This window comes from Microbacterium sp. WHRI 7836 (assembly GCF_040223885.2).
Classification (GTDB): Bacteria; Actinomycetota; Actinomycetes; order Actinomycetales; family Microbacteriaceae; genus Microbacterium; species Microbacterium oxydans.
This window is the reverse complement of the sequence record NZ_CP168171.1, coordinates 1,649,739-1,671,401: the sequence shown is the minus strand read 5'-3', so window position 1 is coordinate 1,671,401 and position 21,663 is coordinate 1,649,739. Positions and strand designations below refer to the sequence as shown.

Sequence of the window (21,663 nt, the reverse complement as noted above, 5' to 3'; positions counted from 1 at the left end):
TTCTCCCTCCGGCATGGACAAGGCCGCGACACTCACCTGGCTGCGCCGGATCTCCGGTGACATCGCTTCGGTGACGATCAAACGCCTGGAGGACACCCTCCCGTGGTACGCCGACATGCCACCAGCCCGCCGCTCCGCGGTCGGGCTGGTGGCCCAGGCAGGCATCACCTCGTTCATCCAGTGGTATGAAGACCCCACCTCCACGCCGTGGATCGCCGCCGACATCTTCGCGGCAGCCCCGCGCGAGCTGCTGCGCAGCGTGAGCCTCCAGCAGACTCTGCAGCTCATCCGCGTGACGGTCGAGGTCACGGAGGAACGCGTCGCCGGACGAGGCGACGATCTGCGGGAGGCGATCCTCCTCTACTCCCGCGATGTGGCTTTCGCCGCCGCTGATGTGTATGCCAGAGCCGCCGAAGCCCGCGGACTCTGGGATGCCCGGCTGGAGGCCCTCGTCGTCGATTCGATCCTCACCGGCGAAGCCGACGAGGAGCTGCCGAGCCGGATCGCCGCACTCGGATGGCATGGTCATGGCGAGGTGGCCGTGCTCGTGGGCACCACGCCCGCGCAGTTCGACGTCGACCTGGTTCGTCGCACCGCACGCAAGCTCGCGGTCGACGTGCTCATCGGCGTGCAGGGTTCCCGGCTCGTGCTGGTCCTGGGGCGCGCCCGCGTCGAGGGGCAGGACGGCGAAGAGGAAGAGCTCGGGTTCCGGGAGATCGCCTCCCGCCTCGAGCCCTCGTTCGGTCCTGGCTATGTCGTGCTCGGACCGGAGGTCGCCGCACTCGTCGATGCGAGCCAGAGCGCCCGTGCCGCTCTCGCCGGTTTCGCGGTCGCCCGTGCATGGCGCGGTGCTCCCCGCCCGGTCGAAGCCGACGACCTGCTGCCCGAGCGCGCCCTCGCCGGCGACCCGCTCGCCAAGCAGACCCTCATCGAACGCATCTTCCGCCCGTTGCAGGCCCACTCGACCGACCTGGTCACCACGCTGTGGAGCTACCTCGACAACGGGCGCTCCCTCGAGGCCACGGCACGCGAGCTCTTCGTGCATCCCAACACCGTGCGATACCGCCTGAAGCGCGTCAGCGAGGTGATCGGCTGGGATGCCACCGGTCCCCGCGAGGCCCTCATCCTGCAGACCGCGCTGATCCTCGGCTCGATCGGCGCCGCAGACCAGGTCCGTCGACGCGCACCGCTTCGCCGCCCTCCGCGCTGAGTCGGCTTTCTGTACGCCACACACAAGGGTTTTTCGGAATCTTGTGATGGATCATCCACCGCTTCGCCCCGATCGTTGGCAGACTGGGTGGGTGATTGTCGTCGTATGCCCTGGACAGGGCTCGCAGACCCCCGGTTTCCTCGCCCCCTGGCTCGAGCTCGACGGAGTGGCAGACCGCCTCGCCGTGTACTCGGACGCCGCGGGGGTCGACCTGATCGAGCACGGGACGGTGTCGGATGCCGACACGATCCGGGACACGCGCGTCGCGCAGCCCCTGATCGTCGCCGCGTCGCTGATCGCCGGTGACGCACTGACGCAGCGAGCCGGACGCCGCGCCGACGGGATCGCCGGTCACTCGGTCGGTGAGATCGCCGCGCTCGTCGGCAGCAACGTGATCGATGCCGACACCGGTATGCGCCTCGTGGGCATCCGCGGGCGGGCGATGGCTGATGCCGCGGCGCAGGAGCAGACGGGTATGAGCGCCGTGCTCGGAGGCGACGAAGACGCTCTCCTCGCGCGCCTCACCGAACTCGACCTCTCGCCCGCCAACTACAACGGCGGCGGCCAGATCGTCGTCGCCGGTGCCCTCCCCGCACTCGCCGCACTCGCGGAGGAGCCGCTCAAGGGCACCCGCGTGGTCCCGCTGCAGGTCGCCGGAGCGTTCCACACGCAGTACATGGCTTCCGCCGTCACAGCCCTCCGTGACGCCGTCGCCGACGTCACGCCGGCAGATCCCGACATCACCCTGTGGACCAACCGCGACGGCTCTGCCGTCACGGACGGCCCGCAGGCGCTGAGCTTCCTCGTCGACCAGGTGTCGTCGCCGGTGCGATGGGACCTCTGCATGCAGTCGTTCGCCGAAGCCGGCGTCACCGGTGTGATCGAACTGGCCCCGGCCGGCGCTCTGGTGGGTCTCGCCAAGCGCGGCCTCCGTGGTGTCCCCACCGTCGCCGTGAAGACCCCTGAAGACCTCGATGCAGCAGTCGCGCTGCTGAACGGAGAAGCCGCATGAGCGTCACCCTCGCCCAGCTCACGGGTCCCGCGTACACGCGCATCTACTCGTACGGCGCCGCCCGCGGTGAGAACGCCGTGCCCAACGAGGACCTGATCGGCCCGATCGACTCCAGCGACGAGTGGATCCGTCAGCGCACCGGCATCGTGACGCGCGCTCGCGCCGACAAGGGCACGGACGCGATCGACCTGGCCACCGCCGCGGCTGCCGAGGCGATCGAGAAGTCGGGTGTTCCGGCAGATCAGGTCGACCTGGTGATCGTGGCGACGATCAGCAACCCCAAGCAGACCCCCTCGGTCTCGGCGATCGTCGCCGATCGCGTCGGAGCGAATCCCGCTGCCGCGTACGACATCAACGCCGCCTGCGCCGGATACGCCTACGCGATCGCCCAGGCCGATGCGCTGATCAAGGCCGGGGCCGCCCGCTACGCGCTGGTCATCGGTACAGAGAAGCTCTCCGACGTCGTCGACCCGACCGACCGCAGCATCTCGTTCCTCCTCGGCGACGGGGCGGGCGCCGCACTGATCGGTCCGAGCGACACGCCCGGCATCGCCCCCGCCGTCTGGGGATCCGACGGTTCCAAGGCCGACGCCGTGGGAATGAACGGCACCCTCACCGACTTCCGCGACGGCGTGGTTCCGTGGCCGACCCTGCGCCAGGAAGGTCCCACCGTCTTCCGCTGGGCGGTCTGGGAGATGGCGAAGGTCGCGCGCGAGGCACTGGACAAGGCGGGTGTGGAGCCGGCCGACATCGCCGCCTTCATCCCCCACCAGGCCAACATGCGGATCATCGACGAGTTCGCCAAGCAGCTGAAGCTGCCGGAGACCACGGTCATCGCGCGCGACATCGAGACCACGGGCAACACCTCGGCCGCGTCCATCCCCCTGGCCAGCCACCGTCTGATGGCCGAGCACCCCGAGCTTTCCGGTGGACTCGCGCTGCAGATCGGATTCGGTGCGGGACTCGTGTTCGCCGCACAGGTCGTCGTCCTTCCCTGAGAATGCGCTGACTTTCCCTAGACTGTTCCACGGTTCCGAAAACAACCCGCAAGAAAGAGGAAGACCACATGGCTTTCACCAACGACGAGGTCCTCGCTGGCCTCGCAGAGCTCATCACCGACGAGACCGGCATCAACGCTTCCGAGGTCGCCCTCGAGAAGTCGTTCACGGACGACCTCGACATCGACTCCATCTCGATGATGACGATCGTCGTCAACGCCGAGGAGAAGTTCGGCGTCACCATCCCCGACGACGAGGTCAAGAACCTCAAGACCGTCGGCGACGCCGTCAACTTCATCGTGGCGGGCCAGGAGTAATCCCGGCAGGATGCCACCCCCGCACCTCGCGGGGAGTGGCATCCGCCGACCTGCCCTCTCACCCGTTCGGCTTCGTTTCGACAAGGAACCACACCCCATGACCAAGCGCATCGTCGTCACCGGCATCGGCGCCACCTCCGCCATCGGCGGCACGGCCCCGGAGAACTGGACGAACCTGCTTGCCGGCATGTCCGGCACCCGCACGCTCGAACACGACTGGGTGCAGCAGTACGAGCTGCCCGTCACGTTCGCCGCCGAGGCGATCGTCCGCCCGGAAGAGGTTCTCCCCCGGCATGAGGCCAAGCGCCTCGACCCCTCGTCGCAGTTCGCGTTGATCGCGGCGCGCGAAGCCTGGGAGGATGCAGGTTCCCCCGAGGTGGCTCCCGAACGGCTCGGCGTCGACTTCGCCACCGGGATCGGCGGCCTCTGGACGCTTCTCGACGCATGGGACACCCTGCGCGAGAAGGGTCCCCGTCGGGTGATGCCGCTCACGGTCCCGATGCTCATGCCGAACGCCGCTGCGGGCAACCTGTCGCTGCAGTTCCATGCACGTGCCTACGCGCAGACCGTGGTCAGCGCCTGCGCCTCCAGCACCGAGTCGATCATCCACGCTCTCCACCACCTGCAGGATGGCCTCGCGGACGTCGTGATCGCCGGTGGCACCGAGTCGGCGATCCACCCCATCACGATGGCCTCCTTCGCCTCCGCGCAGGCGCTGTCCCGCCGGAACGACGACCCGGCCCATGCCTCCCGCCCCGGTGCGATCGACCGCGACGGGTTCGTCATGGGTGAGGGCGCCGCCGCACTCATCCTCGAGACCGAGGAGCACGCGAAGGCACGCGGGGCCAAGATCTACGGGTATGTGCTCGGCGGCGGAGTCACAGCCGACGCCTACCACATCACCGGGAACGACCCCGAGGGGAACGGTGCGGCACGAGCCGTGACCCAGGCCCTCGACGAGGCCGGCGTCACCGCCGACCAGGTCACGCACATCAACGCGCACGCGACGTCGACGCCGGTGGGCGACCCGAACGAGTACGTCGCGCTCAAGAAGGTCTTCGGTGAGCGGATCGACGAGATCCCGGTCTCCGCGACGAAGGCTTCGACCGGACATCTGCTGGGCGGCACCGGCGCGCTCGAGGCGATCTTCTCGCTCCTCGCCCTGCGCGACCGCGTCGCACCTCCGACGATCAACATGACGGAGCCGGACCCCGCGGTCCCGTTCCGTCTCTCGGGCGAAGCCACGCCTCTCGGCGACGGCCCGCAGATCGCGATCAGCAACTCCTTCGGCTTCGGCGGACACAACGCGGTCCTCGTTCTCGCCAGCGCCGACTGATACGCCACGCACACGAAGAGCGGCCCTCGGGATTCCGAGGGCCGCTCTTCGCGTATGCATGAGGATCGCACGGATGCATGAGTATCCACCGGTACTCGGTCATGCCCGTATGCACAGGTCATGCAGATGCGCACGGATCCGTCAGGCGGAGCGGAGGCTCCCGAGCTTTCGCGAACGGGTCTCGCGCATCCGGGTGATGCGCGGGAGGAACCAACCGATCAACGGACCGACGCCGAAGGCGAAGAGGACGGTTCCTACTCCGACGGGGCCTCCGAGGAGGAAGCCGACGAGCAGCACGCTCCCCTCGATCAACGTGCGCACCAGCCATACCGCCCAGCCTGTTCGCCGAACGAGTCCCGTCATCAGGCCGTCACGAGGGCCCGGGCCGAAGTCGGCAGCGATGTAGAGGCCGGTCGCGAAGGCCAGCAGCAGCAGCCCGAAGACGAACATCGGAGCGCCGATCCATACCGAGGACGGCTGCGGGATCAGGGCGAGCGCGAGGTCCGCACTCGGACCGACGAGCAGGGCATTCAACAAGGTGCCCAGCCCCACGCGTTGGCGCAACGGGATCCAGAGCAGGAGGACGACGATCGAGACCAGCACGGTCATGACGCCGTATCCGAGCCCGGTCTGCTCCGCGAGACCGAGTGCCAGCACGTCCCACGGTGCCACTCCGATGCCACCGCGCACCATGAACCCGAGCGCGACGCCGTAGAGGAACAGACCGACGAGCAGCTGCACGAACCGCTCGACGAGGTCACGCCGACTGGTGGCGGTCACGGGGAGGAGCACGGAACGGAGGATCATCCCTCCACTCTGGCCCCTGTCCCCCCATCCGAAGCGATACCACTCCCCGCAAAGTGGCCTGCGTAGATCAGTCCACTTTGCGTCATGCTGGACATATGGGATCACGTCTCGTCGAACAGCTCGGGGTGCACAACGTCGCCGGCGCCACGGCATCGGCGCTCGCAGACCAGATCAGGGCGCTGATCCTCGACGGCCGCCTCACCGTCGGCGAGCGTCTCCCGAGTGAGCGCGCCCTTGCGCTCGAGCTGCGCCGTTCTCGCTCCACGATCACTCGCGCGTACGGCATCTTGGAATCGGACGACTACGTCTCGCGCCTGCACGGGGGAAGCACGCGCGTCACCCTCCCGAATGGACATACTGCTCCTGGAGCCGAGGCCGACGACGAGTCGATCGACCTCTCCATCGCGTCGATGGACTCGACGCCGGGGTTGTACGACGCGACCGTGCGGTCGCTGCCCCGTCTCGCGGCGCTGCGCGGCACCAGCGGGTACTCGCTCCGCGGACTCCCCGAGCTGCGCGAGGCGGTCGCTCAGCGCTTCCGCGATCGGGGCGCACCGACGTCGGCCGACGAGATCATCATCACCTCCGGAGCGCTCAATGCGATCAATCTGATCCTCGCGGCGATCGGGCGTCGCGGAGAGAAGGCGCTGGTGGAGCAGCCGACTTTCCCTCACGCGCTGGAGGCCCTGCACCGCCACGGGTACCGGCTTGTTCCGACGCCCGTGGATGCCGACGGGTGGGATGCCAGGCACCTGAACGAGACGCTGCTCAGCGCCCGGCCGCATGTCGCATACCTCATCCCCGACTTCCACAACCCGACCGGAGCGACCCTTCCCGATGACGAGCGGTCGCGGATCACGACCACAGCCCGCAACGTGGGTACCCACCTCATCGTCGACGAGACGACCACCGAACTCGACATCGACCGGGGATGGTCACCGACTCCGATGGCCGCGGGCGGGCCCAATGTGATCACCGTCGGATCGATGTCGAAGATCGCCTGGGGCGGGATGCGCATCGGCTGGATCCGTGCGGAGTGCTCCGTCATCGCGCGGCTGCTCGCCGTGCGCCCCTCCTTCGAACTCGGCACGGCCCTGCTCGAGCAGTGCATCGCCGTCGAACTCCTCGCCGACATGTCGGCGCTCACAGCGCATGTCCGTCGACGTCTGCACGCCGGACGCAGCGCCGTCGAGGAAGGGGTGGCCGCCATCCCCGGGTTCCGGATGCCACATACGCCTGGCGGACTCTCCGCCTGGGTCGACATCGGCGCACCGCTGTCGACCGCGCTCTCTCTCGCCGCCCGCGAAAGGCAGCTCGTCCTTCCTCCCGGCCCCCGCTTCACGACGGGCGGAGTGCTCGAACGCCGACTGCGCATCCCCATCACGCTGCCCCCCGAGCGCATGTCGGAAGCGATGCGGCGGTTGTCCCTGGCCTGGGACGACGTGCGCGGCGGGAGCCCGTCCGCGTCCGGTGCGTTGCAGCACGCGGCCGTCATCTGACACGGACGACGAGGACCCCGCCTCGTTTCCGGGGCGGGGTCCTCGTCGTGCGGAGCGGGGATACGTCTTCTCAGCGTCCGGGATCACTCACCGGCATCCGATACTCACGCCTCCCCCGTTCCGGTCTGTGGCGCCGGGCTAGCCGACCTTATGGAGCCAGACGACTCTGGCGTCGTCGCTGGCATGACGGAAGGGCTCCAGTTCCTCATCCCACGCCGACCCCAGGGCGATGTCGAGTTCGCGCTGCAACTCGACGGCACTCCCTGCCGCGATCTCCATCGCGTAGCGGATGCGGTCCTCGCCGACCACGATGTTGCCGGCTGCGTCGGTCTGGGCATAGTGGATACCGAGGTCGGGCGTATGCAGCCACCGGCCGCCGTCGCTGCGCGGCGTGGGGTCCTCGGTCACCTCGAAGCGGAGGTGCTCCCACCCACGGATGGAGGTCGCGAGAGCCGCGCCGGTACCGACGGGGCCGTCCCAGTAGAACTCCGCCCGTCGGGCACCCTCGAGCACGGGCTGCTCGGTCCAGTCGAAGTTCACCGCACGCCCGATAGCGCGACCCACCGCCCATTCGAGGTGCGGGCAGAGCGCGCGAGGCGCAGAGTGGATGAACACCACTCCGCGTGCGTAAGCCGTCGCCATGATCTCTCCGTTTCATCAGGTGCGTCTTCCCCAACGACCTGAACCACGAAGTGGCGAGAATATGCGGTTGTGCGCCCATTCTCGCCGAGATCCCCGCAAATCACAAGCATGTGGTTCCACGACGAGGGCCCCGGTCCGTAGACCGGGGCCCTCGGGCGCTTCGACGGGCTCAGCGACCCACCGTGGAGATGCTCACGCCTCGCTCATGGCCTGCTTGACCTGCTGGCCCTTCGCGGCGTAATAGGCCGCGCGAGCAGCATCCTTGCGGGCCTGCTCGGCATACCCGAACTCGAGCGTCTCCTGGTCGACCTCGTAGTTGGGCACGTCGTCGGTGCCGTGGTACTTCTCGATGTAGGCGTCGAGCTCGGGGCCCGAGGTCCACGACGTGATGAGGCAGTAGCGGGGCTCGGTGCCGTTGTGGGTGGCCGCGTGCCACAGGCGCTGCGTGTCCACGATGAGCTGAGCGCCGGCCGGGAGGGCGATACGGTACTCGATGCTCGGGTCGGTGCGGTTCTCACGCAGGACGAAGTAGCTGTCCTTGTCGTCCGTGAGGTTGAAGAAGCCACGGACGACCCAGCCGGTGCCATCCGGGTTGAGGCGGTTGTTGTCGTCCTGGTGGAGGTTGTAGAGGCAGTCACCGTAGGGCGTCGGCTGCAGCTCGATGACGCGGCACCGACCAACGTTCGCACCCGGCTCCTGAGCGCGCCGCGTCAGGTTCGGGGCCTTCTCGGTCTGTGAGTCGATCCAGACGCCGTCCTTGTCGGTGCGCGGCGGCTTGTGGTTCCAGAACCCGTTGCACTCGATGTCGCCGAAGGCACTGGCGAGAGGTGCGAAGCGGGTGTCGCCCGACGACTTCCAGTCGTTGTACTCGATGTCGAGCCACTCCTTGGGGTCGAGCTCCTGGTTGTAGCTGTCGAGGACGACGAATCCCTTTTCCTCGAGCGCAGCGGACTTGATGTATCCCATGATCGAGTCATGTTCCTTTCATCGGGGGCCAGCACGTTTTAACAGGCCCTGATAAGGCAAGCCTAACAGCGTCCCCCGCGAGCCCCTCGGAGGTCGACCGTGCATAACCGAATAGACTGATCGGGGCGCCCGGCCAGGCCTCGGCACCCGTCGCAACGGGAGGACGAGACACCAGCATGAGCACCGCGACCAACGTCGAGGCGACAGCAGTCAACACGATCGAGTGGCTCGCGGCGGGCGGCACCACCATCGTGGTCCCCGTGTATCAGCGGCAGTACCGATGGGACATCGGCGGCTGCGAGCGGCTGCTCTCCGACATCCGCGCCGTGGCAGGCGAAGACGACGCCCACCGTCACTTCATCGGTTCGATCCTCTCCGCGCAGGACAACGTCTCCTCCGATGCCGACCTCATCCTCATCGACGGCCAGCAGCGCATCACCACGCTGATGCTGCTCGTCGCTGCGCTGCATCACTCCATCCGCGACACCGACCCCTCACTGGCGGCCGATCTCGAACGCGTGCTCGTCCGCTCCGACTCCCCCGGTCGCACGAAGCTGCGCCCGCACGACGCCTGGGCTGACCTGTACGAATCGGTCGTGTTGGATCGACGCGGCGATGCCGATCGCGAGTCCCGCTTCGACGACAACTACGCCTTCTTCCGCAGTCAGATCCATGTCGACGAGGTACCCACCATCTGGCGAGGGCTGCAGAAGCTCGAGCATGTGTCGATCACCCTCGGCGCTCGCGCCAACGCCCAGCAGATCTTCGAGAGCCTGAACTCGACAGGCGAACCGCTGCGTGACCACGAGCTCATCCACAACTACATCCTCATGGGACTCAGTCACGCCGAGCAGATCGACGTCGAGACACGTTTCTGGCTGCCGATCGAACGGCACACCGGTGAGGCGATCGGCGCCTTCTGGCGGCACTACCTCGTGTTCGTCACCGGCCGCGAGGTCGCCGCGAACGGGGAGCACGGGGTCTACAGCGCCTTCCGGCAGTCGTTCCCCCGCGTCGACGTCGCCCACCTGCAGGCCCACGCGGCGCAGTGGCGACACTACGCGGAGATCTACGGCATCCTGCTCGACCCGTCGCAGGAGCAGGACCCCGAGATCGCGCAGCAGCTGCGTCACGTCAACACCTTCGGTCGTTCCTCGTACCCTCTCGTGATGAGCGCGTACAGCGACCACGTCCGCGGGGTCATCGACCGCGACGAGTTCATCGAGACCCTGGAGTGGCTGCAAGCCCTGTACCTGCGCCGTGCGCTGGTGAGCCTGCCGGCCGAACGACTCGTCGCGAGACTGTGCCGGGCCCGCCGTGACGGCAGGGATGCGCTCGCGCGGGCGTTCGCTCGCATCACCCCGTCGGACGAGCGGGTGAGCGCGGTGCTGAAGTACAGCGAACTCCCCCACCCTGCCTACGTGCTCGGACGGTTGGAAGGCGTGGAAGACCTCGACGCCTACGACATCGAGCACATCGTCCCGACCGTGCCGGGCGACGCGTGGTCCGGCGACGGTACGCGCCACTGGAGCGAGTACTCCGAGGACGAGCAGAACAGCCATCGCGCGCTCGCCCCGACCCTCGGCAACCTCACCCTGCTCGAGGAGCACCTCGCTGAGCGCGTGTTCGGCGCCTCGTTCCCTGTCAAGCGCTCGGACGCGTACGCACGCAGCGCGGTGCCTGCGACGCGAGAGCTGGCCGACGTCGACTCGTGGAACACCGCAGCGATCACACGCCGCACCGTCGCACTCACCTCCGACCTGATCCGCATCTGGGCGCGCCCCGCCCTCCCTGAGATCGACGACGACGGACTGACCCCGATCCTGGATGCCGTGCGCCGCCGCGGCTGGCCGACCGGATGGGAGCGGGAATTCGACTACGTCGAGTATCGAGGCGAGCGCTGGGAGGTGCCGGACGTGAAGTACCTCTTCAACCGGGTCTTCCGCCGCGCCTGGACCGACACGAGAGACGCAGCCCTCGCCTACTGTGCCGCACACGGAGGGCCCATCTATCAGGACATGGCCTGGAAGGGTCAGTGGGATGAGCTCGGCGAGGGGCACTTCCTCTACATGGGCTGGGATTCCAACTACATGATGACCGCTGTGCAGGGTGTGCTCGAGGAGTCGGGCATCGCCTCGGAGGTCTTCGTCAAGTACTCCTACATCGGGAATGTGATGTGAACATGAGCACCATCGTGCGCAAGCTGCAGGACCTCACCGTCGAAGAGCACACTCTCACCGTCCCGCTGGTATGGGGCGACCCCATGGACCATCGAACCATCGACGTCTTCGCGCGCGTGGTCGCTCGCGAGGGCGGTGAGGCTCTTCCCTACCTGGTGTTCCTGCAGGGCGGACCCGGCCACGAAGCGCCGCGCCCCTTCCACTCCTCGACGTCGCCTGCCTGGCTCAACGAAGCGCTCGCCCACTACCGCCTGGTGCTTCTCGACCAGAGAGGCACCGGACGTTCGACCCCGGTCGGCGATCTCGACCTCGAACACGGTGCGGCAGCGGTCGCCGAGCATCTGATCCATCTGCGGGCCGACGCGATCGTGCGCGACTGCGAGGCTCTGCGCGAGCACCTGGGAGCCACCACCTGGAGCGTGCTCGGACAGTCCTTCGGTGGCTTCACGACCCTCGCGTATCTCTCCACCGATGCCGGATCCCTCGACGACGTCTTCATCACCGGCGGGCTCAGCGCGGTGGGGCGTCACCCCGACGATGTCTACGCTCTCTGCTACGACAAGATGCGGGATGCCTCCGAACGCTACTACCGCCGTTTCCCCGAGCACCGCGACGCGATGCGAAGGCTCGTCGATCTCGCGGACGCGGGCGACATCGTCCTCCCCGACGGAGAGGTCGTCTCACGCTCGCGCCTGCGGTCGATGGGATCCGCACTCGGCACCGATGACGGATGGCAGACCGTCTGGTCGCTCCTGGAGCGCGATCCCGCCTCCAACGCCTTCCGATACGACCTGATGCACGCGATGCCCTATGACGGCCGCAACCCGCTGTACTTCACCTTCCACGAGTCGAGCTACGCCGACGGTCACGCCACTCGGTGGTCGGCCGAGCGCACCGAGCCCACGGACTTCCGCGACGACCCGACGCTGTTCACGGGCGAGCACATCCGCCGTGAGTGGACCGAGTCGGTGCCGGCCTTCCAGCCGTGGCGTGATGTCGCCCTCGAGCTCGCAGAATTCGAGTGGCCGCAGATCTATGACGCCTCAGCGATCGTCGCATCGGGGGCCACCGGCGCGGCCGCGGTCTACGTCAACGATGTCTACGTGCCGTACGAGTTCTCGATCGAGACGGCGAAGCTCCTGCCCGGGGTACAGCTCTGGCAGACGAGCGAGCATGAGCACAACGGCCTGCGTTCCGGCCCCGTGCTCTCCCGCCTGATCGACCTCGCCCACGGCCGACGCATCCGCTGACGGCATCCGCCGAGAGGAGGATGTCCTTTCTCGCCGACCTGCCTATCCTGTAGTCGTGAAGGATGCGATGGCGTGGACGACGGTGGTCTTCATCCTCGCCGTGGGTCCTGCCCTGCTGATCTTCGGAATGATGCACACGTTCTCGCGCAAGCCGGTGGAGAAGAAGTACGAGCGTGTCGCGAACGGCGGCCTCGTCGGCGTGTTCGACAGCGTTTGGTCTCCCACCGCGCACGAGGCGGCACAGGAGCGCGATCGCCAGACACAGCGCACAGCCCCCGCGCCCTCTCCGGGCGATCCTCCGAGCTCTATCGACGACGGCCTTATCGTCATCGACATCTGAGCACGAGCATCTGAGTACGAAGAAGGCCCCACGCTCCGAGGAGCATGGGGCCTTCCGTGCGGCAGTCGTTACTTGGACGAGCCGCCGAAGCCCTTGAAGCGCTGGTTGAACTTCTCGACGCGGCCGGCCGAGTCCATGATGCGCTGCTTTCCCGTGTAGAACGGGTGCGAAGCCGAGGAGATCTCGACGTCGATGACGGGGTACTCCACGCCGTCGAGCTCGATGGTCTTGTCGCTCGAGACGGTCGAACGGGTGAGGAACGTCTCGCCCGAACCCAGGTCGCGGAACACGACAGCCTTGTACTCGGGGTGAATGTCAGTCTTCATGGGATTCCTTAGTTGCTGCCCTGGATTGTGCCAGGGACGAGGGAAGTCTGCGGTGCAGAGAGCACCAAGGATCGATTCTATCAGACCCTGATCAGGACGTTGCGCGCGCGGCGTAGCGTCCGTCTTCGCTGCTGAGCACGATCGGCATCCCGAACGTGTCGGTGAGCGCCTCGGCAGTGAGGGTGTCCGCGATGGGACCGGCCGCGACGACAGCGCCGTCGCGGATCAGCATCACGTGGGTGAACCCGACCGGGATCTCCTCGACGTGGTGCGTCACCATCAGCATGGCCGGCGTGGTCGGAGACGACGCGTACCCGCTGAGGAGCGCGAGGAGCTCCTCACGGGAGCCGAGGTCGAGGGAAGCCGTCGGCTCGTCGAGCAGCAGGAGCTCGGGGTCGGTCATCACGGCACGCGCGATCTGGACCCGCTTCTGCTCGCCGTCGCTGAGCGTACCGAACGTCCGGTCGGCGAGGTGGTCGAGACGCCAGTCACCGAGGACGCGGAGCGCGCGACGCTCGTCGATGTCCTCGTAGTTCTCGTTCCAGCGACCGAGCACGGAGTATGCGGCGGTGAGCACGGTGTTGAGCACGGTCTCGTCTCGCGGCACGCGCTTGGCCATCGCCGACGACGCGAAGCCGATGCGCGGCCGCACCTCGAACACGTCGGTCCTGCCGAGGGTCTCCCCCAGCACGGTCACCGTTCCGGCCGTCGGATGCATGAGCGTGTCGGCCAGCTGGAGCAGGGTCGTCTTGCCCGCACCGTTCGGGCCCAGGATCACCCATCGCTGGTCGTCGTCGACCCGCCAGTCCACGTGATCGATGATGTTGCGCCCCTCACGGCGCACGACGACGTCGGTGAATTCCAGAGCGCTCGGCATGCCCCCAGCCTATCGGCTCAGGCGGTCAGCTCCGCGTAGAGCGCGCGCGTCGTCTCGGCGATCGCCGCCCAGCTGAACTCGTTGCGCGCCCTCTCGCGCCCGGCCTCGCCGTACGTACGTGCGCGGTCCGGGTCCATCGCGACCTCGGTGAGCACGGCTGCGAGGTCGGCCACATAGCGCTCCGGGTCGACCGGCGTGCCCGTTCCGTCCTGCGCCTGCTCGATCGGCACGAGGCGACCGGTCACGCCGTCGGCAACGACCTCGGGGATACCGCCGGTCGCCGTCCCGACGACCGCCGCACCACAGGCCATCGCCTCGAGGTTCACGATCCCCAGCGGCTCGTAGATGGAAGGGCAGACGAACGTCGTCGCGGCCGTGAGGATCGCCGAGAGCTCGTCGCGGGGAAGCATGCGCTCGACCCAGATGACGCCGTCCCGCTCCTGCTGGAGCAGACGCACACCCTCCTGGACCTCGGCCATGATCTCCGGAGTGTCCGGAGCACCCGCGCAGAGGACGAGCTGCACCTCGGGAGGGAGGAGCCGCGCCGCCTGCAGCAGATACGGCAGCCCCTTCTGCCTCGTGATGCGGCCGACGAAGACGACGGACGGACGAGCGGCGTCCATCCCGATCGATCGCAGGAAGGCTTCGTCGCGCACCGGACGCCACCGGTCGACGTCGATCCCGTTGTGGATCACCCGCACCCTCGCCGGGTCCACCTGCGGGTAGCTGCGCAGGATGTCGGCGCGCATCCCGGCGCTCACCGCGATCACGGCGGCCGCGTTCTCGTACGCCAGTCGCTCGATCCCGCTCGACACCGCATAGCCACCGCCCAGCTGCTCGGCCTTCCACGGCCGAAGGGGCTCGAGGCTGTGCGCCGTCAGGACGTGAGGGATGCCGTGCAGCTGTGAGGCGAGGTGACCGGCGAAGTTCGCGTACCAGGTGTGACTGTGCACGATGTCGGCGTCGGCGATGGCCGACACGATCTCCAGATCCGTGCCGAGCGTCTGCAACGCGGCGTTGGCTCCGGCGAGTTCCGTCGGCGTGCGATAGGCGAACGTACCCGCCTCATCGCGCGGTGACCCGAACGCGCGGACCTGGACGTCGAGGTGCCGTCGGAGCGCTGCCACGAGCTCGGCGACGTGCACGCCGGCACCGCCGTAGACCTCCGGCGGGTACTCCTTCGTGATCATTTCAACTCGCATGTCTGAACGCTAGTACAGCGAGGAGGATGGCATCTATGGTGGAGCCATGTCCGCTCCAAAGAAGGTCTTCGGGATCATCCTCGCCGGCGGCGAGGGCAAGCGCCTCATGCCCCTCACGGCCGATAGAGCGAAACCCGCAGTGCCGTTCGGCGGACAGTACCGGCTCATCGACTTCGCCATCTCCAACCTCATCAACTCGGGCCTCCGACAGATCGTCGTGCTGACGCAGTACAAGTCGCACAGCCTCGACAGGCACATCTCCCAGACCTGGCGCATGTCGGCTCTCCTCGACTCGTACGTCGCCTCGGTGCCCGCCCAGCAGCGCCTCGGCAAGCGATGGTTCTCCGGCTCCGCCGACGCGATCCTGCAGAGCATGAACCTCATCAACGACGAGAAGCCCGACATCGTCGTCGTGATCGGTGCGGATCACGTCTACCGGATGGACTTCCGGCAGATGCTCGAGGCGCACATCGAGTCGGGCGCCAAGGCCACGGTCGCGGGGATCCGCCAGCCGCTCGCGCTCGCGTCGCAGTTCGGCGTGATCGATGCCGACGCGGAGTCGGGCCGGATCAAGCAGTTCCTGGAGAAGCCGACCGACATCGCAGGGCTCGAGGATTCGCCGAACGAGGTGCTCGCCTCGATGGGCAACTACATCTTCGACGCTGATGCACTGATCGCCGCCGTCGAAGCCGACGGGGAGTCGCCCGTGTCAGGTCACGACATGGGCGGCGACATCGTCCCGTACTTCGTCGAGCGCGGCGAAGCGGGCTACTACGACATGAAGCAGAACGAGGTTCCGGGGTCCTCGCCGCGCGACCGCTCGTACTGGCGAGACGTGGGAACCATCGACTCCTTCTTCGATGCGCACAGGGACCTCATCTCGACACTGCCGATCTTCAACCTGTACAACATGGAATGGCCGATCCACTCGCAGGCGGTGAACTCTCCGCCGGCGAAGTTCGTCAGGGACTCCGTCGGTCGCATCGGCAACGCGATCGACTCGATCGTCTCCCTCGGATCGGTGCTGTCGGGCACGCACCTGGAACGCAGCGTGGTCGGTCCATGGACTCTGGCGGGGGGCGGATCGACCATCACGGACTCGGTCGTGTTCGATCACGTGCAGGTCGGGCAGGGTGCGCGCATCCACCGCGCCATCCTCGACAAGAACGTCGTCCTGGCCGATGGCGCGACGGTCGGGGTCGACCGTGAGCGCGACCTGGCCCGTGGCTTCACCGTCACCGAGTCCGGCATCACCGTCGTGGGCAAGGGCGTCTTCATCGAACGCTGACGCGTCATGCGGCGCTCAGGCGGTCCGGGCGGTCGCTAGGCTCGACGGGTGACCGCTGCGCGATTCCTCGTCGTCCTCGATGCTGATTCCACCCTCATCCGCAACGAGGTGATCGAACTCCTCGCCGACGAAGCAGGCCGTCGCGCCGAGGTTCAGGCGGCGACCGAGGCGGCGATGCGCGGCGAAGTGGACTTCGCGACGAGCCTGCGCTCCCGGGTCGCGGCACTGCAGGGAGTGCCCGTATCGGCGTTCGAGCGCGTCCGCGCACGGATAGAGCCCACCCCCGGAGTCCGCGAGCTCACGGCAGCAGTCCACGATCGCGGCGGTGTCGTCGGGGTCGTCTCCGGCGGCTTCCACGAAATCCTCGACGCCGTGGCGCCGGAACTCGGCGTCGATCGCTGGCGAGCGAACCGCCTGGATGTCGTGGACGGCGTCCTCTCCGGCCTTGTCGAGGGCGACATCGTCGACGGAGCCGCGAAGGCGGCGTCCCTTCAGGAGTGGGCTGCAGAACTCGGCGTAGGTCCGCGCGCCACGATCGCCATCGGGGACGGCGCCAACGACCTGCCCATGATGGCGGTGGCGGGGCTCGGCATCGCCTTCAATGCGAAGCCCACCGTACGGCAGACCGCCGCGCTCGTGATCGGCCCGCAGGACCTCTCCGAAGTCATCGCTCTGCTTCCGTAGACGGATCCCTCTGGAGGTTGTCCGACGCCGCCGCTAGCGTCGACGCATGGACATCATCCTCATCCCCGGGCTCTGGCTCGATGCGTCCAGTTGGGAAGACGTCATCCCCTCTTTGGAAGCGGCGGGGCACCGCGCTCATCCCCTCACCATGCCCGGCCTCGGCGAACCGGCGTCGGCGTCGTCCGAGGTCGGCATCTCGGACTGGATCGATGCCGCGGTCGCGGCGGTCGATGCGCTTCCCGGTGACGTCGTCGTCGTCGGTCACAGCGGCGGAGGAAACGTCGCATGGGGTGTCGTCGATGCGCGCCCCGAGCGCGTCGGCCGCGTCATCTTCGTCGATACGGCACCCCCGCCGACGGGAAGCGGCATCAGCGAGTTCGAGCTCGTCGACGGCGTGGTCCCCTTCCCGGGGTGGAACTTCTTCCCCGAGGAGGATGTGCACGATCTCGACGAGGCGACCCGTGTGCGCACGACACCGCTCACCCGGAGCGTGCCCGCGAGGGTGCCGACCGACGGCATCGTCCTGCGTGACCCGGCGCGGTATCGTGTGCCGGCGACCCTGCTCATGGGTGGCGTGGATCAGTCCGCGTTCGAGAAGATGATCGCCCAGTGGGCCGAGTATGCCGACGAGTTCCGTGCGATCGACGATGCCGAGGTCGTTCGCATAGGTTCCGGGCACTGGCCGCAGTTCTCCGTGCCGGAACGACTCGGAGAACTGCTCACCGCCTCGATCGCGAGGTGAACACCCCGGTCCGGATCAGTGGCCCATCCCGAGTCCACCGTCGACCGGGATGACCGCGCCCGAGATGTAACCGGCATCGTCACCGGCGAGCCATGTCACCACGCCCGCCACCTCGTCGGGGGTCGCGAACCGCGCGGCGGGGATGCTCGCCTTGTACTGCTTCTGCGTCTCCTCGGGGAGCTCCGCGGTCATGTCGGTCTCGATGAACCCCGGAGCGACGACGTTGGCGGTGATACCGCGCGCACCGAGTTCACGCGTGATCGAGCGGGCGAAGCCGACGAGCGCGCTCTTCGACGCCGAGTAGTTCGCCTGGCCGGCAGAACCGTACAGACCGACGACGCTCGAGATCAGGATGATACGACCGAATCGTGCGCGCAGCATGCCCTTCGAGGCGCGCTTCACCACGCGGAACGTGCCGCCGAGGTTCGTCGCCACCACGCTGTCGAAGTCGTCTTCGCTCATGCGCATGAGGAGGGTGTCCTTGGTGATCCCGGCGTTCGCGACGACGATCTCCACCGGGCCGAGCTGCTGCTCCACCTCCGTGAACGCGGCGTCGAGCGCGGTGGCATCCGTGACATCCGCCCGCACGGTGAGGGTTCCCTCTGGTCCTTCGCCGCTGCGCGCGGTGACCGCGACACGGTATCCGTCCCGCACGAAGCGCTCCGCGATGGCACGGCCGATACCGCGGTTTCCGCCGGTGACGAGGACGACGCGCTCAGCGCTCATGAGGACACTCCTGCTCTGGACCTGCGGTCCGAGGTCTCGGACCGTCATCGATCCTACCGACGATGCTCCGAGCGACGACGCCGCGCGCACCCTCATCGCGACGTTGACACAGGCGGGCGCTGCTGGAACCCTGATCGAGACGAAAGGGCAACATCGTGAGCGACAATCCTCCTCCTCCGGCAGGCGACGCGCCGTTCGCGCCGGTACCACCGGCCCCGCCGAGCGCCCCGCAGGCCGCCCCCGCTCTGCCTGCGTATCCGACCGCGCCGTACCCGCCCCAGCCCCCGCAGACCGCCCAGTCTCCGCAGACCGCCCAGTCTCCGCAGACCGTCCAGTCTCCGCAGACCGTCCAGCCCCCTCAGCCCGGCCAGGCGTACCCCGGGTCCACTGCTGCGTATGCCGCCCCGGCCCCGCAGGTATGGCCGGTGCAGCCGAATCACGGGACCGCGACCCCTTACGGAGCCTATGGGACACCGACGTACCCGGTTGCTCCACCGCGTCCCACGAGCGGACTCGCCGTCACCTCCCTGGTGTGCGGCATCGCCGGTGTCGTCCTCATCTGGGCGATCCTCCCGATCCTCGCCTCCATCGCCGCGGTCATCACCGGTCACATGGCGCTCAAGCAGACCAAGAGCGATCCGAGCGTCGGAGGACGAGGAATGGCCATCGCGGGCCTGATCCTCGGCTATGCGATGATCGCCATCGGCGCCTTCACGCTCATCAGCATCATCATCAGCTTCCTGTTCGTCGGAGCCTTCAGCCTGCCGTTCATCTTCTCGCGCTGATCCGCGGCAGAAGCGGCACGCCGGGAGGTCCGCAGCGGCGTAGGCTTGAGGCATCGTGAAGAACGCGCGTCAAATCCCGGCCGTCACCTCCCTGCCGCAGTCTCCGCAGGATGAGGGTGACCACCGTGTGCGTCGTTACGTGCTCACGATGTCCATCCGCATAGCCTGCTTCGCCCTGATGGTGCTGGTGCAGCCGTACGGATGGTACACCTGGGTCTTCGGGATCAGCGCGGCCGTGCTCCCGTACATCGCCGTGGTGTTCGCCAACGCGGGCAGCGACAGCACCGAGATGACAGCCGAGTCGCCGCGACAGGAGCTGGAGGCTCCCGGGCCCGCTCCGATCGCGAATGAGACGACCGGCCCGCAGGTGTTCACGATCCACGAAGGCCCGAAGGACCGATGACAGAGCTCGAATGCTCGCGCGCCGGCTGCCGGAGCGCGGCGACCAGACAGGTCGTATGGCGCAACCCCCGCATCCACGCCGCCGACCGGGAGAAGATCTGGCTCGCCTGCGACGAGCACGTGGACTACCTCCGCGACTACCTCGCGGCGCGGGACTTCCCGGTGACCGTTCGTGACGGGGCTCCCGCATGAGTCAGCGACTGCTCCGGTGGGGCGTCTACGTGCTGATCGCCATCGGATTCGCGATCGCGTGCGTCTTCCTGTCGAACTGGCAGTTCGAGCGGAACGAGACGAGAGCCGCCCAGATCGAGCTCGTCGAGCAGAACTACGACGCCGAGCCTGTCCCCCTGGCAGACCTCGTCGGGGAGGACGGCGCGCTCGACCCCTCGGATGAGTGGCGCCCGGTGACCCTGCAGGGCGAGTATCTGGCCGACGAACAGCTGCTGGTGAGAAACCGCCCGCACGGAGGAACCAGCGCCTTCGAGGTGCTGGTTCCGTTCCGCGACGCCGACGGCCGCGTTTTCATCGTCGATCGGGGCTGGGTACCTCCGGGCGACGGCGACGCTCCGGATTCCGTGCCGGCACCGCCCGAGGGCGAAGCCGAAGTCACCGTGCGTCTGCGCCCGGGCGAGCAGCTTCCTGCTTCGGGCCGTGGCGCCCCCGAAGGGCAGGTGCCGACCATCAATCTCCCGGCCATCGCGAAGCTCGTCGACGGCGATGTGATCACGGGCGCCTACGGCCGCGTCATCAGCGAAAGCCCCGCGGGCGAAGGCACCCTCGGGGGATTCGACTCCCCCACCGACGACCCCGGCCCGCACCTGTCTTACGCGATCCAGTGGATCCTGTTCGCGCTGATGGGCTTCATCTTCATCGGCTACATCATCCGGACGGAGATCGTGAAACACCGCGAAGAGGTCGAAGGCGTGCCGTCTCCGGTCAAGGTCAGCCGCCGCAAGGACCATGACGCCGACGTGGAGGACGAGCTGCTCGACGTGCGCTGAGCGCGGTCCGCCGCAGTCACTCCACGGACCACGGCATGGGACGCTCCGGCAGCCGCGAGCTGTCGTCGGGAAGGTGTGGAAGCGCCTCCCCACCCGCGCGAAGACAGAGCCACCGCAGTTCACCGGGACTGTCCGGACGAGCCCGCCACGTGCGGGCGACCCCTTGCCCCACACGGACCACGGTCCCCGGCCCGACTTCCACCACATCGTCGTCGAGACCCATCTGCCCTCGCCCGTGAAGGAACACGTACACCTCTTCGATCTTCCGGTGTACGTGCCAGTAGCCGGCTTCCTCCCCCGGCTGCAGGGCATTCGCGGTCATCCCGATGTACTGCATCGTCAGCTCGTGATCCACGACACGACGCCCGTCCCGCGAACGCGCGGCGTCGAAGCCGCCGTGATGCGCTCGCCATTCCTCGAGCGCTCCGATCTCCACCACCTGATAGCCGCTCATGCGTGCTCTTCCTCTCCGGCCGTTGTCCCTGTCATGGCCGCGGCCCCTGTCACCGAGAGATCCCACGCCGCATCCGTTCGGCGATACACGATCCGCGTGTGATCACGGTCGGCCGCCCCTTGCCAGAACTCGACGCGGGTCGGCACGAGCCTCCATAGGGCCCAGTCCCCCGGCGCGATGCCCGCCCTGGCCGCCGCAGACCGCGCCGCGAGATCGGCTGCGCTCTCGGCCTCGCCGGCCTCCTGGACCCGTCCACGTACACGGACGGCTCGCACCAGCGGCTGCCACCAGAAGTTCAGCGCTCCGGAAGGGGTGCTCGCGAGCTGCGCCCCTTTGCGAGACGAACGCGCACCGGCGAAGGCCCACCCTCGCTCATCGACGTTCTTGAGGATCAACGTCCGAGCATCCGGTATGCCGTCTCCGTCGACCGTCGCCAGGGTCGCCGCATGGGGTTCGGCGACTCCGACGGAAGCCGCATGTCGGATCCAGTCCAGGAAGAGCGGAACCGGGTCGACGGGAAGTCCTGTGACATCGAGTGCTGGCGCGACGCCGGTGAGCGCCGCTTGTGCACGCAGCCAGCTCCCGGTGTCGGGCGATCGGGAGTCCGTCGGCATGTTCT

General features: G+C 67.8%; 25 protein-coding genes. 16 read left to right on the top strand and 9 right to left on the bottom strand.

What is annotated here, in order from left to right; genetic code table 11:
* Nucleotides 1-13 precede the first annotated feature (13 nt).
* The 5 genes from ABRP18_RS07990 (at nt 14) to ABRP18_RS07970 (ending at nt 4,873) form a co-directional block, all read left to right on the top strand.
* Nucleotides 14-1,210 (top strand): CdaR family transcriptional regulator, encoded by a 1,197-nt coding sequence (locus tag ABRP18_RS07990; RefSeq protein ID WP_045264837.1) that lies wholly within the window; start codon nt 14-16, stop codon nt 1,208-1,210.
* Nucleotides 1,211-1,301: 91 nt separating this feature from the next.
* A complete protein-coding gene (locus ABRP18_RS07985) occupies nt 1,302-2,222 on the top strand; it encodes an ACP S-malonyltransferase (protein ID WP_058631872.1) in 921 nt (306 codons plus the stop codon).
* Entirely contained in the window at nt 2,219-3,220 is a 1,002-nt protein-coding gene (locus tag ABRP18_RS07980; RefSeq protein ID WP_058631871.1) for a beta-ketoacyl-ACP synthase III, read from the top strand. The genes ABRP18_RS07985 and ABRP18_RS07980 overlap by 4 nt, the downstream gene beginning before the upstream one ends.
* 68 nt (nt 3,221-3,288) lie before the next feature.
* Entirely contained in the window at nt 3,289-3,537 is a 249-nt protein-coding gene (locus ABRP18_RS07975; protein WP_017202249.1) for an acyl carrier protein, read from the top strand.
* 97 nt (nt 3,538-3,634) lie between these two features.
* A complete protein-coding gene (locus tag ABRP18_RS07970; protein WP_046749123.1) occupies nt 3,635-4,873 on the top strand; it encodes a beta-ketoacyl synthase in 1,239 nt (412 codons plus the stop codon).
* Nucleotides 4,874-5,014: 141 nt separating this feature from the next.
* Here the strand turns inward: ABRP18_RS07970 and ABRP18_RS07965 are convergent, their stop codons facing one another.
* Entirely contained in the window at nt 5,015-5,680 is a 666-nt protein-coding gene (locus tag ABRP18_RS07965) for a hypothetical protein (RefSeq protein WP_349884461.1), read from the bottom strand.
* A 95-nt stretch (nt 5,681-5,775) separates the two neighbouring features.
* Here ABRP18_RS07965 and ABRP18_RS07960 point away from each other — a divergent pair, with 95 nt between their 5' ends.
* A complete protein-coding gene (locus ABRP18_RS07960; RefSeq protein WP_349884460.1) occupies nt 5,776-7,179 on the top strand; it encodes a PLP-dependent aminotransferase family protein in 1,404 nt (467 codons plus the stop codon).
* 138 nt (nt 7,180-7,317) lie between these two features.
* Here the strand turns inward: ABRP18_RS07960 and ABRP18_RS07955 are convergent, their stop codons facing one another.
* On the bottom strand, nt 7,318-7,821 hold the full coding sequence (locus tag ABRP18_RS07955; RefSeq protein ID WP_046749126.1) for a DUF3145 domain-containing protein: 504 nt from the start codon (nt 7,819-7,821) through the stop codon (nt 7,318-7,320).
* A 192-nt stretch (nt 7,822-8,013) separates the two neighbouring features.
* Nucleotides 8,014-8,787 carry a hypothetical protein gene (locus tag ABRP18_RS07950; RefSeq protein ID WP_021200730.1) on the bottom strand — a complete coding sequence of 258 codons (774 nt, stop codon included), beginning with the start codon at nt 8,785-8,787 and terminating at the stop codon, nt 8,014-8,016.
* Nucleotides 8,788-8,963: 176 nt separating this feature from the next.
* On the opposite strand from ABRP18_RS07950, the gene ABRP18_RS07945 reads away from it, so the two are divergent.
* From ABRP18_RS07945 to ABRP18_RS07935, 3 genes are read left to right on the top strand one after another with little or no spacing between them, the layout of a single operon-like run.
* Nucleotides 8,964-10,967 carry a DUF262 domain-containing protein gene (locus ABRP18_RS07945; RefSeq protein WP_349884459.1) on the top strand — a complete coding sequence of 668 codons (2,004 nt, stop codon included), beginning with the start codon at nt 8,964-8,966 and terminating at the stop codon, nt 10,965-10,967.
* A gap of 2 nt (nt 10,968-10,969) precedes the next feature.
* On the top strand, nt 10,970-12,217 hold the full coding sequence (locus tag ABRP18_RS07940; RefSeq protein WP_349884458.1) for an alpha/beta fold hydrolase: 1,248 nt from the start codon (nt 10,970-10,972) through the stop codon (nt 12,215-12,217).
* Nucleotides 12,218-12,272: 55 nt separating this feature from the next.
* Nucleotides 12,273-12,557, top strand: a complete 285-nt coding sequence (locus tag ABRP18_RS07935) for a hypothetical protein (RefSeq protein WP_231728728.1) — start codon at nt 12,273-12,275, stop codon at nt 12,555-12,557.
* A 68-nt stretch (nt 12,558-12,625) separates the two neighbouring features.
* Here ABRP18_RS07935 and ABRP18_RS07930 read toward each other — a convergent pair whose 3' ends face one another.
* From ABRP18_RS07930 to glgA, 3 genes are all read right to left on the bottom strand, one after another.
* Nucleotides 12,626-12,883 (bottom strand): type B 50S ribosomal protein L31, encoded by a 258-nt coding sequence (locus ABRP18_RS07930; protein WP_021200734.1) that lies wholly within the window; start codon nt 12,881-12,883, stop codon nt 12,626-12,628.
* Between the two features lie 91 nt (nt 12,884-12,974).
* Nucleotides 12,975-13,760 (bottom strand): ABC transporter ATP-binding protein, encoded by a 786-nt coding sequence (locus ABRP18_RS07925; protein WP_349884457.1) that lies wholly within the window; start codon nt 13,758-13,760, stop codon nt 12,975-12,977.
* A 17-nt stretch (nt 13,761-13,777) separates the two neighbouring features.
* Entirely contained in the window at nt 13,778-14,962 is a 1,185-nt protein-coding gene (gene glgA / locus ABRP18_RS07920) for a glycogen synthase (protein ID WP_349884456.1), read from the bottom strand.
* A gap of 46 nt (nt 14,963-15,008) precedes the next feature.
* Between glgA and ABRP18_RS07915 the strand changes: the two genes are divergently transcribed.
* The 3 genes from ABRP18_RS07915 to ABRP18_RS07905 are packed head-to-tail and all read left to right on the top strand — an operon-like array spanning nt 15,009 to nt 17,676.
* Nucleotides 15,009-16,250, top strand: a complete 1,242-nt coding sequence (locus ABRP18_RS07915) for a glucose-1-phosphate adenylyltransferase (RefSeq protein ID WP_058631863.1) — start codon at nt 15,009-15,011, stop codon at nt 16,248-16,250.
* Between the two features lie 48 nt (nt 16,251-16,298).
* On the top strand, nt 16,299-16,934 hold the full coding sequence (gene serB / locus ABRP18_RS07910) for a phosphoserine phosphatase SerB (protein ID WP_046749133.1): 636 nt from the start codon (nt 16,299-16,301) through the stop codon (nt 16,932-16,934).
* Between the two features lie 46 nt (nt 16,935-16,980).
* Nucleotides 16,981-17,676, top strand: a complete 696-nt coding sequence (locus tag ABRP18_RS07905) for an alpha/beta fold hydrolase (protein ID WP_349884455.1) — start codon at nt 16,981-16,983, stop codon at nt 17,674-17,676.
* Nucleotides 17,677-17,691: 15 nt separating this feature from the next.
* On the opposite strand, the gene ABRP18_RS07900 is transcribed toward ABRP18_RS07905, so the two are convergent.
* Nucleotides 17,692-18,402 (bottom strand): beta-ketoacyl-ACP reductase, encoded by a 711-nt coding sequence (locus ABRP18_RS07900; RefSeq protein ID WP_046749399.1) that lies wholly within the window; start codon nt 18,400-18,402, stop codon nt 17,692-17,694.
* Nucleotides 18,403-18,557: 155 nt separating this feature from the next.
* On the opposite strand from ABRP18_RS07900, the gene ABRP18_RS07895 reads away from it, so the two are divergent.
* From ABRP18_RS07895 to ABRP18_RS07880, 4 genes are read left to right on the top strand one after another with little or no spacing between them, the layout of a single operon-like run.
* A complete protein-coding gene (locus tag ABRP18_RS07895; protein ID WP_349884454.1) occupies nt 18,558-19,187 on the top strand; it encodes a DUF4190 domain-containing protein in 630 nt (209 codons plus the stop codon).
* Between the two features lie 55 nt (nt 19,188-19,242).
* Nucleotides 19,243-19,590 carry a DUF3099 domain-containing protein gene (locus tag ABRP18_RS07890; RefSeq protein ID WP_058633205.1) on the top strand — a complete coding sequence of 116 codons (348 nt, stop codon included), beginning with the start codon at nt 19,243-19,245 and terminating at the stop codon, nt 19,588-19,590.
* On the top strand, nt 19,587-19,781 hold the full coding sequence (locus ABRP18_RS07885; protein WP_046749137.1) for a hypothetical protein: 195 nt from the start codon (nt 19,587-19,589) through the stop codon (nt 19,779-19,781). The genes ABRP18_RS07890 and ABRP18_RS07885 overlap by 4 nt, the downstream gene beginning before the upstream one ends.
* Entirely contained in the window at nt 19,778-20,590 is an 813-nt protein-coding gene (locus ABRP18_RS07880) for an SURF1 family protein (RefSeq protein WP_046749138.1), read from the top strand. The genes ABRP18_RS07885 and ABRP18_RS07880 overlap by 4 nt, the downstream gene beginning before the upstream one ends.
* Before the next feature lie 16 nt (nt 20,591-20,606).
* On the opposite strand, the gene ABRP18_RS07875 is transcribed toward ABRP18_RS07880, so the two are convergent.
* Nucleotides 20,607-21,044 (bottom strand): cupin domain-containing protein, encoded by a 438-nt coding sequence (locus ABRP18_RS07875; RefSeq protein WP_046749139.1) that lies wholly within the window; start codon nt 21,042-21,044, stop codon nt 20,607-20,609.
* Nucleotides 21,041-21,658 carry a pyridoxamine 5'-phosphate oxidase family protein gene (locus ABRP18_RS07870; RefSeq protein ID WP_349884453.1) on the bottom strand — a complete coding sequence of 206 codons (618 nt, stop codon included), beginning with the start codon at nt 21,656-21,658 and terminating at the stop codon, nt 21,041-21,043. Before ABRP18_RS07870 ends, ABRP18_RS07875 begins: the two co-directional genes overlap by 4 nt.
* Between the last annotated feature and the right edge of the window lie 5 nt (nt 21,659-21,663).

Excerpts from the sequence above, each read along its gene's own strand:
- ABRP18_RS07990 (WP_045264837.1), top strand. The coding sequence starts at position 14 with ATGGACAAGGCCGCGACACTCACCTGGCTGCGCCGGATCTCCGGTGAC.
- ABRP18_RS07980 (WP_058631871.1), top strand. The coding sequence starts at position 2,219 with ATGAGCGTCACCCTCGCCCAGCTCACGGGTCCCGCGTACACGCGCATC.
- ABRP18_RS07975 (WP_017202249.1), top strand. The coding sequence starts at position 3,289 with ATGGCTTTCACCAACGACGAGGTCCTCGCTGGCCTCGCAGAGCTCATC.
- ABRP18_RS07970 (WP_046749123.1), top strand. The coding sequence starts at position 3,635 with ATGACCAAGCGCATCGTCGTCACCGGCATCGGCGCCACCTCCGCCATC.
- ABRP18_RS07965 (WP_349884461.1), bottom strand. The coding sequence starts at position 5,680 with ATGATCCTCCGTTCCGTGCTCCTCCCCGTGACCGCCACCAGTCGGCGT.
- ABRP18_RS07960 (WP_349884460.1), top strand. The coding sequence starts at position 5,776 with ATGGGATCACGTCTCGTCGAACAGCTCGGGGTGCACAACGTCGCCGGC.
- ABRP18_RS07955 (WP_046749126.1), bottom strand. The coding sequence starts at position 7,821 with ATGGCGACGGCTTACGCACGCGGAGTGGTGTTCATCCACTCTGCGCCT.
- ABRP18_RS07950 (WP_021200730.1), bottom strand. The coding sequence starts at position 8,787 with ATGGGATACATCAAGTCCGCTGCGCTCGAGGAAAAGGGATTCGTCGTC.
- ABRP18_RS07945 (WP_349884459.1), top strand. The coding sequence starts at position 8,964 with ATGAGCACCGCGACCAACGTCGAGGCGACAGCAGTCAACACGATCGAG.
- ABRP18_RS07940 (WP_349884458.1), top strand. The coding sequence starts at position 10,970 with ATGAGCACCATCGTGCGCAAGCTGCAGGACCTCACCGTCGAAGAGCAC.
- ABRP18_RS07930 (WP_021200734.1), bottom strand. The coding sequence starts at position 12,883 with ATGAAGACTGACATTCACCCCGAGTACAAGGCTGTCGTGTTCCGCGAC.
- ABRP18_RS07925 (WP_349884457.1), bottom strand. The coding sequence starts at position 13,760 with ATGCCGAGCGCTCTGGAATTCACCGACGTCGTCGTGCGCCGTGAGGGG.
- glgA (WP_349884456.1), bottom strand. The coding sequence starts at position 14,962 with ATGCGAGTTGAAATGATCACGAAGGAGTACCCGCCGGAGGTCTACGGC.
- ABRP18_RS07915 (WP_058631863.1), top strand. The coding sequence starts at position 15,009 with ATGTCCGCTCCAAAGAAGGTCTTCGGGATCATCCTCGCCGGCGGCGAG.
- ABRP18_RS07905 (WP_349884455.1), top strand. The coding sequence starts at position 16,981 with ATGGACATCATCCTCATCCCCGGGCTCTGGCTCGATGCGTCCAGTTGG.
- ABRP18_RS07900 (WP_046749399.1), bottom strand. The coding sequence starts at position 18,402 with ATGAGCGCTGAGCGCGTCGTCCTCGTCACCGGCGGAAACCGCGGTATC.
- ABRP18_RS07885 (WP_046749137.1), top strand. The coding sequence starts at position 19,587 with ATGACAGAGCTCGAATGCTCGCGCGCCGGCTGCCGGAGCGCGGCGACC.
- ABRP18_RS07880 (WP_046749138.1), top strand. The coding sequence starts at position 19,778 with ATGAGTCAGCGACTGCTCCGGTGGGGCGTCTACGTGCTGATCGCCATC.
- ABRP18_RS07875 (WP_046749139.1), bottom strand. The coding sequence starts at position 21,044 with ATGAGCGGCTATCAGGTGGTGGAGATCGGAGCGCTCGAGGAATGGCGA.
- ABRP18_RS07870 (WP_349884453.1), bottom strand. The coding sequence starts at position 21,658 with ATGCCGACGGACTCCCGATCGCCCGACACCGGGAGCTGGCTGCGTGCA.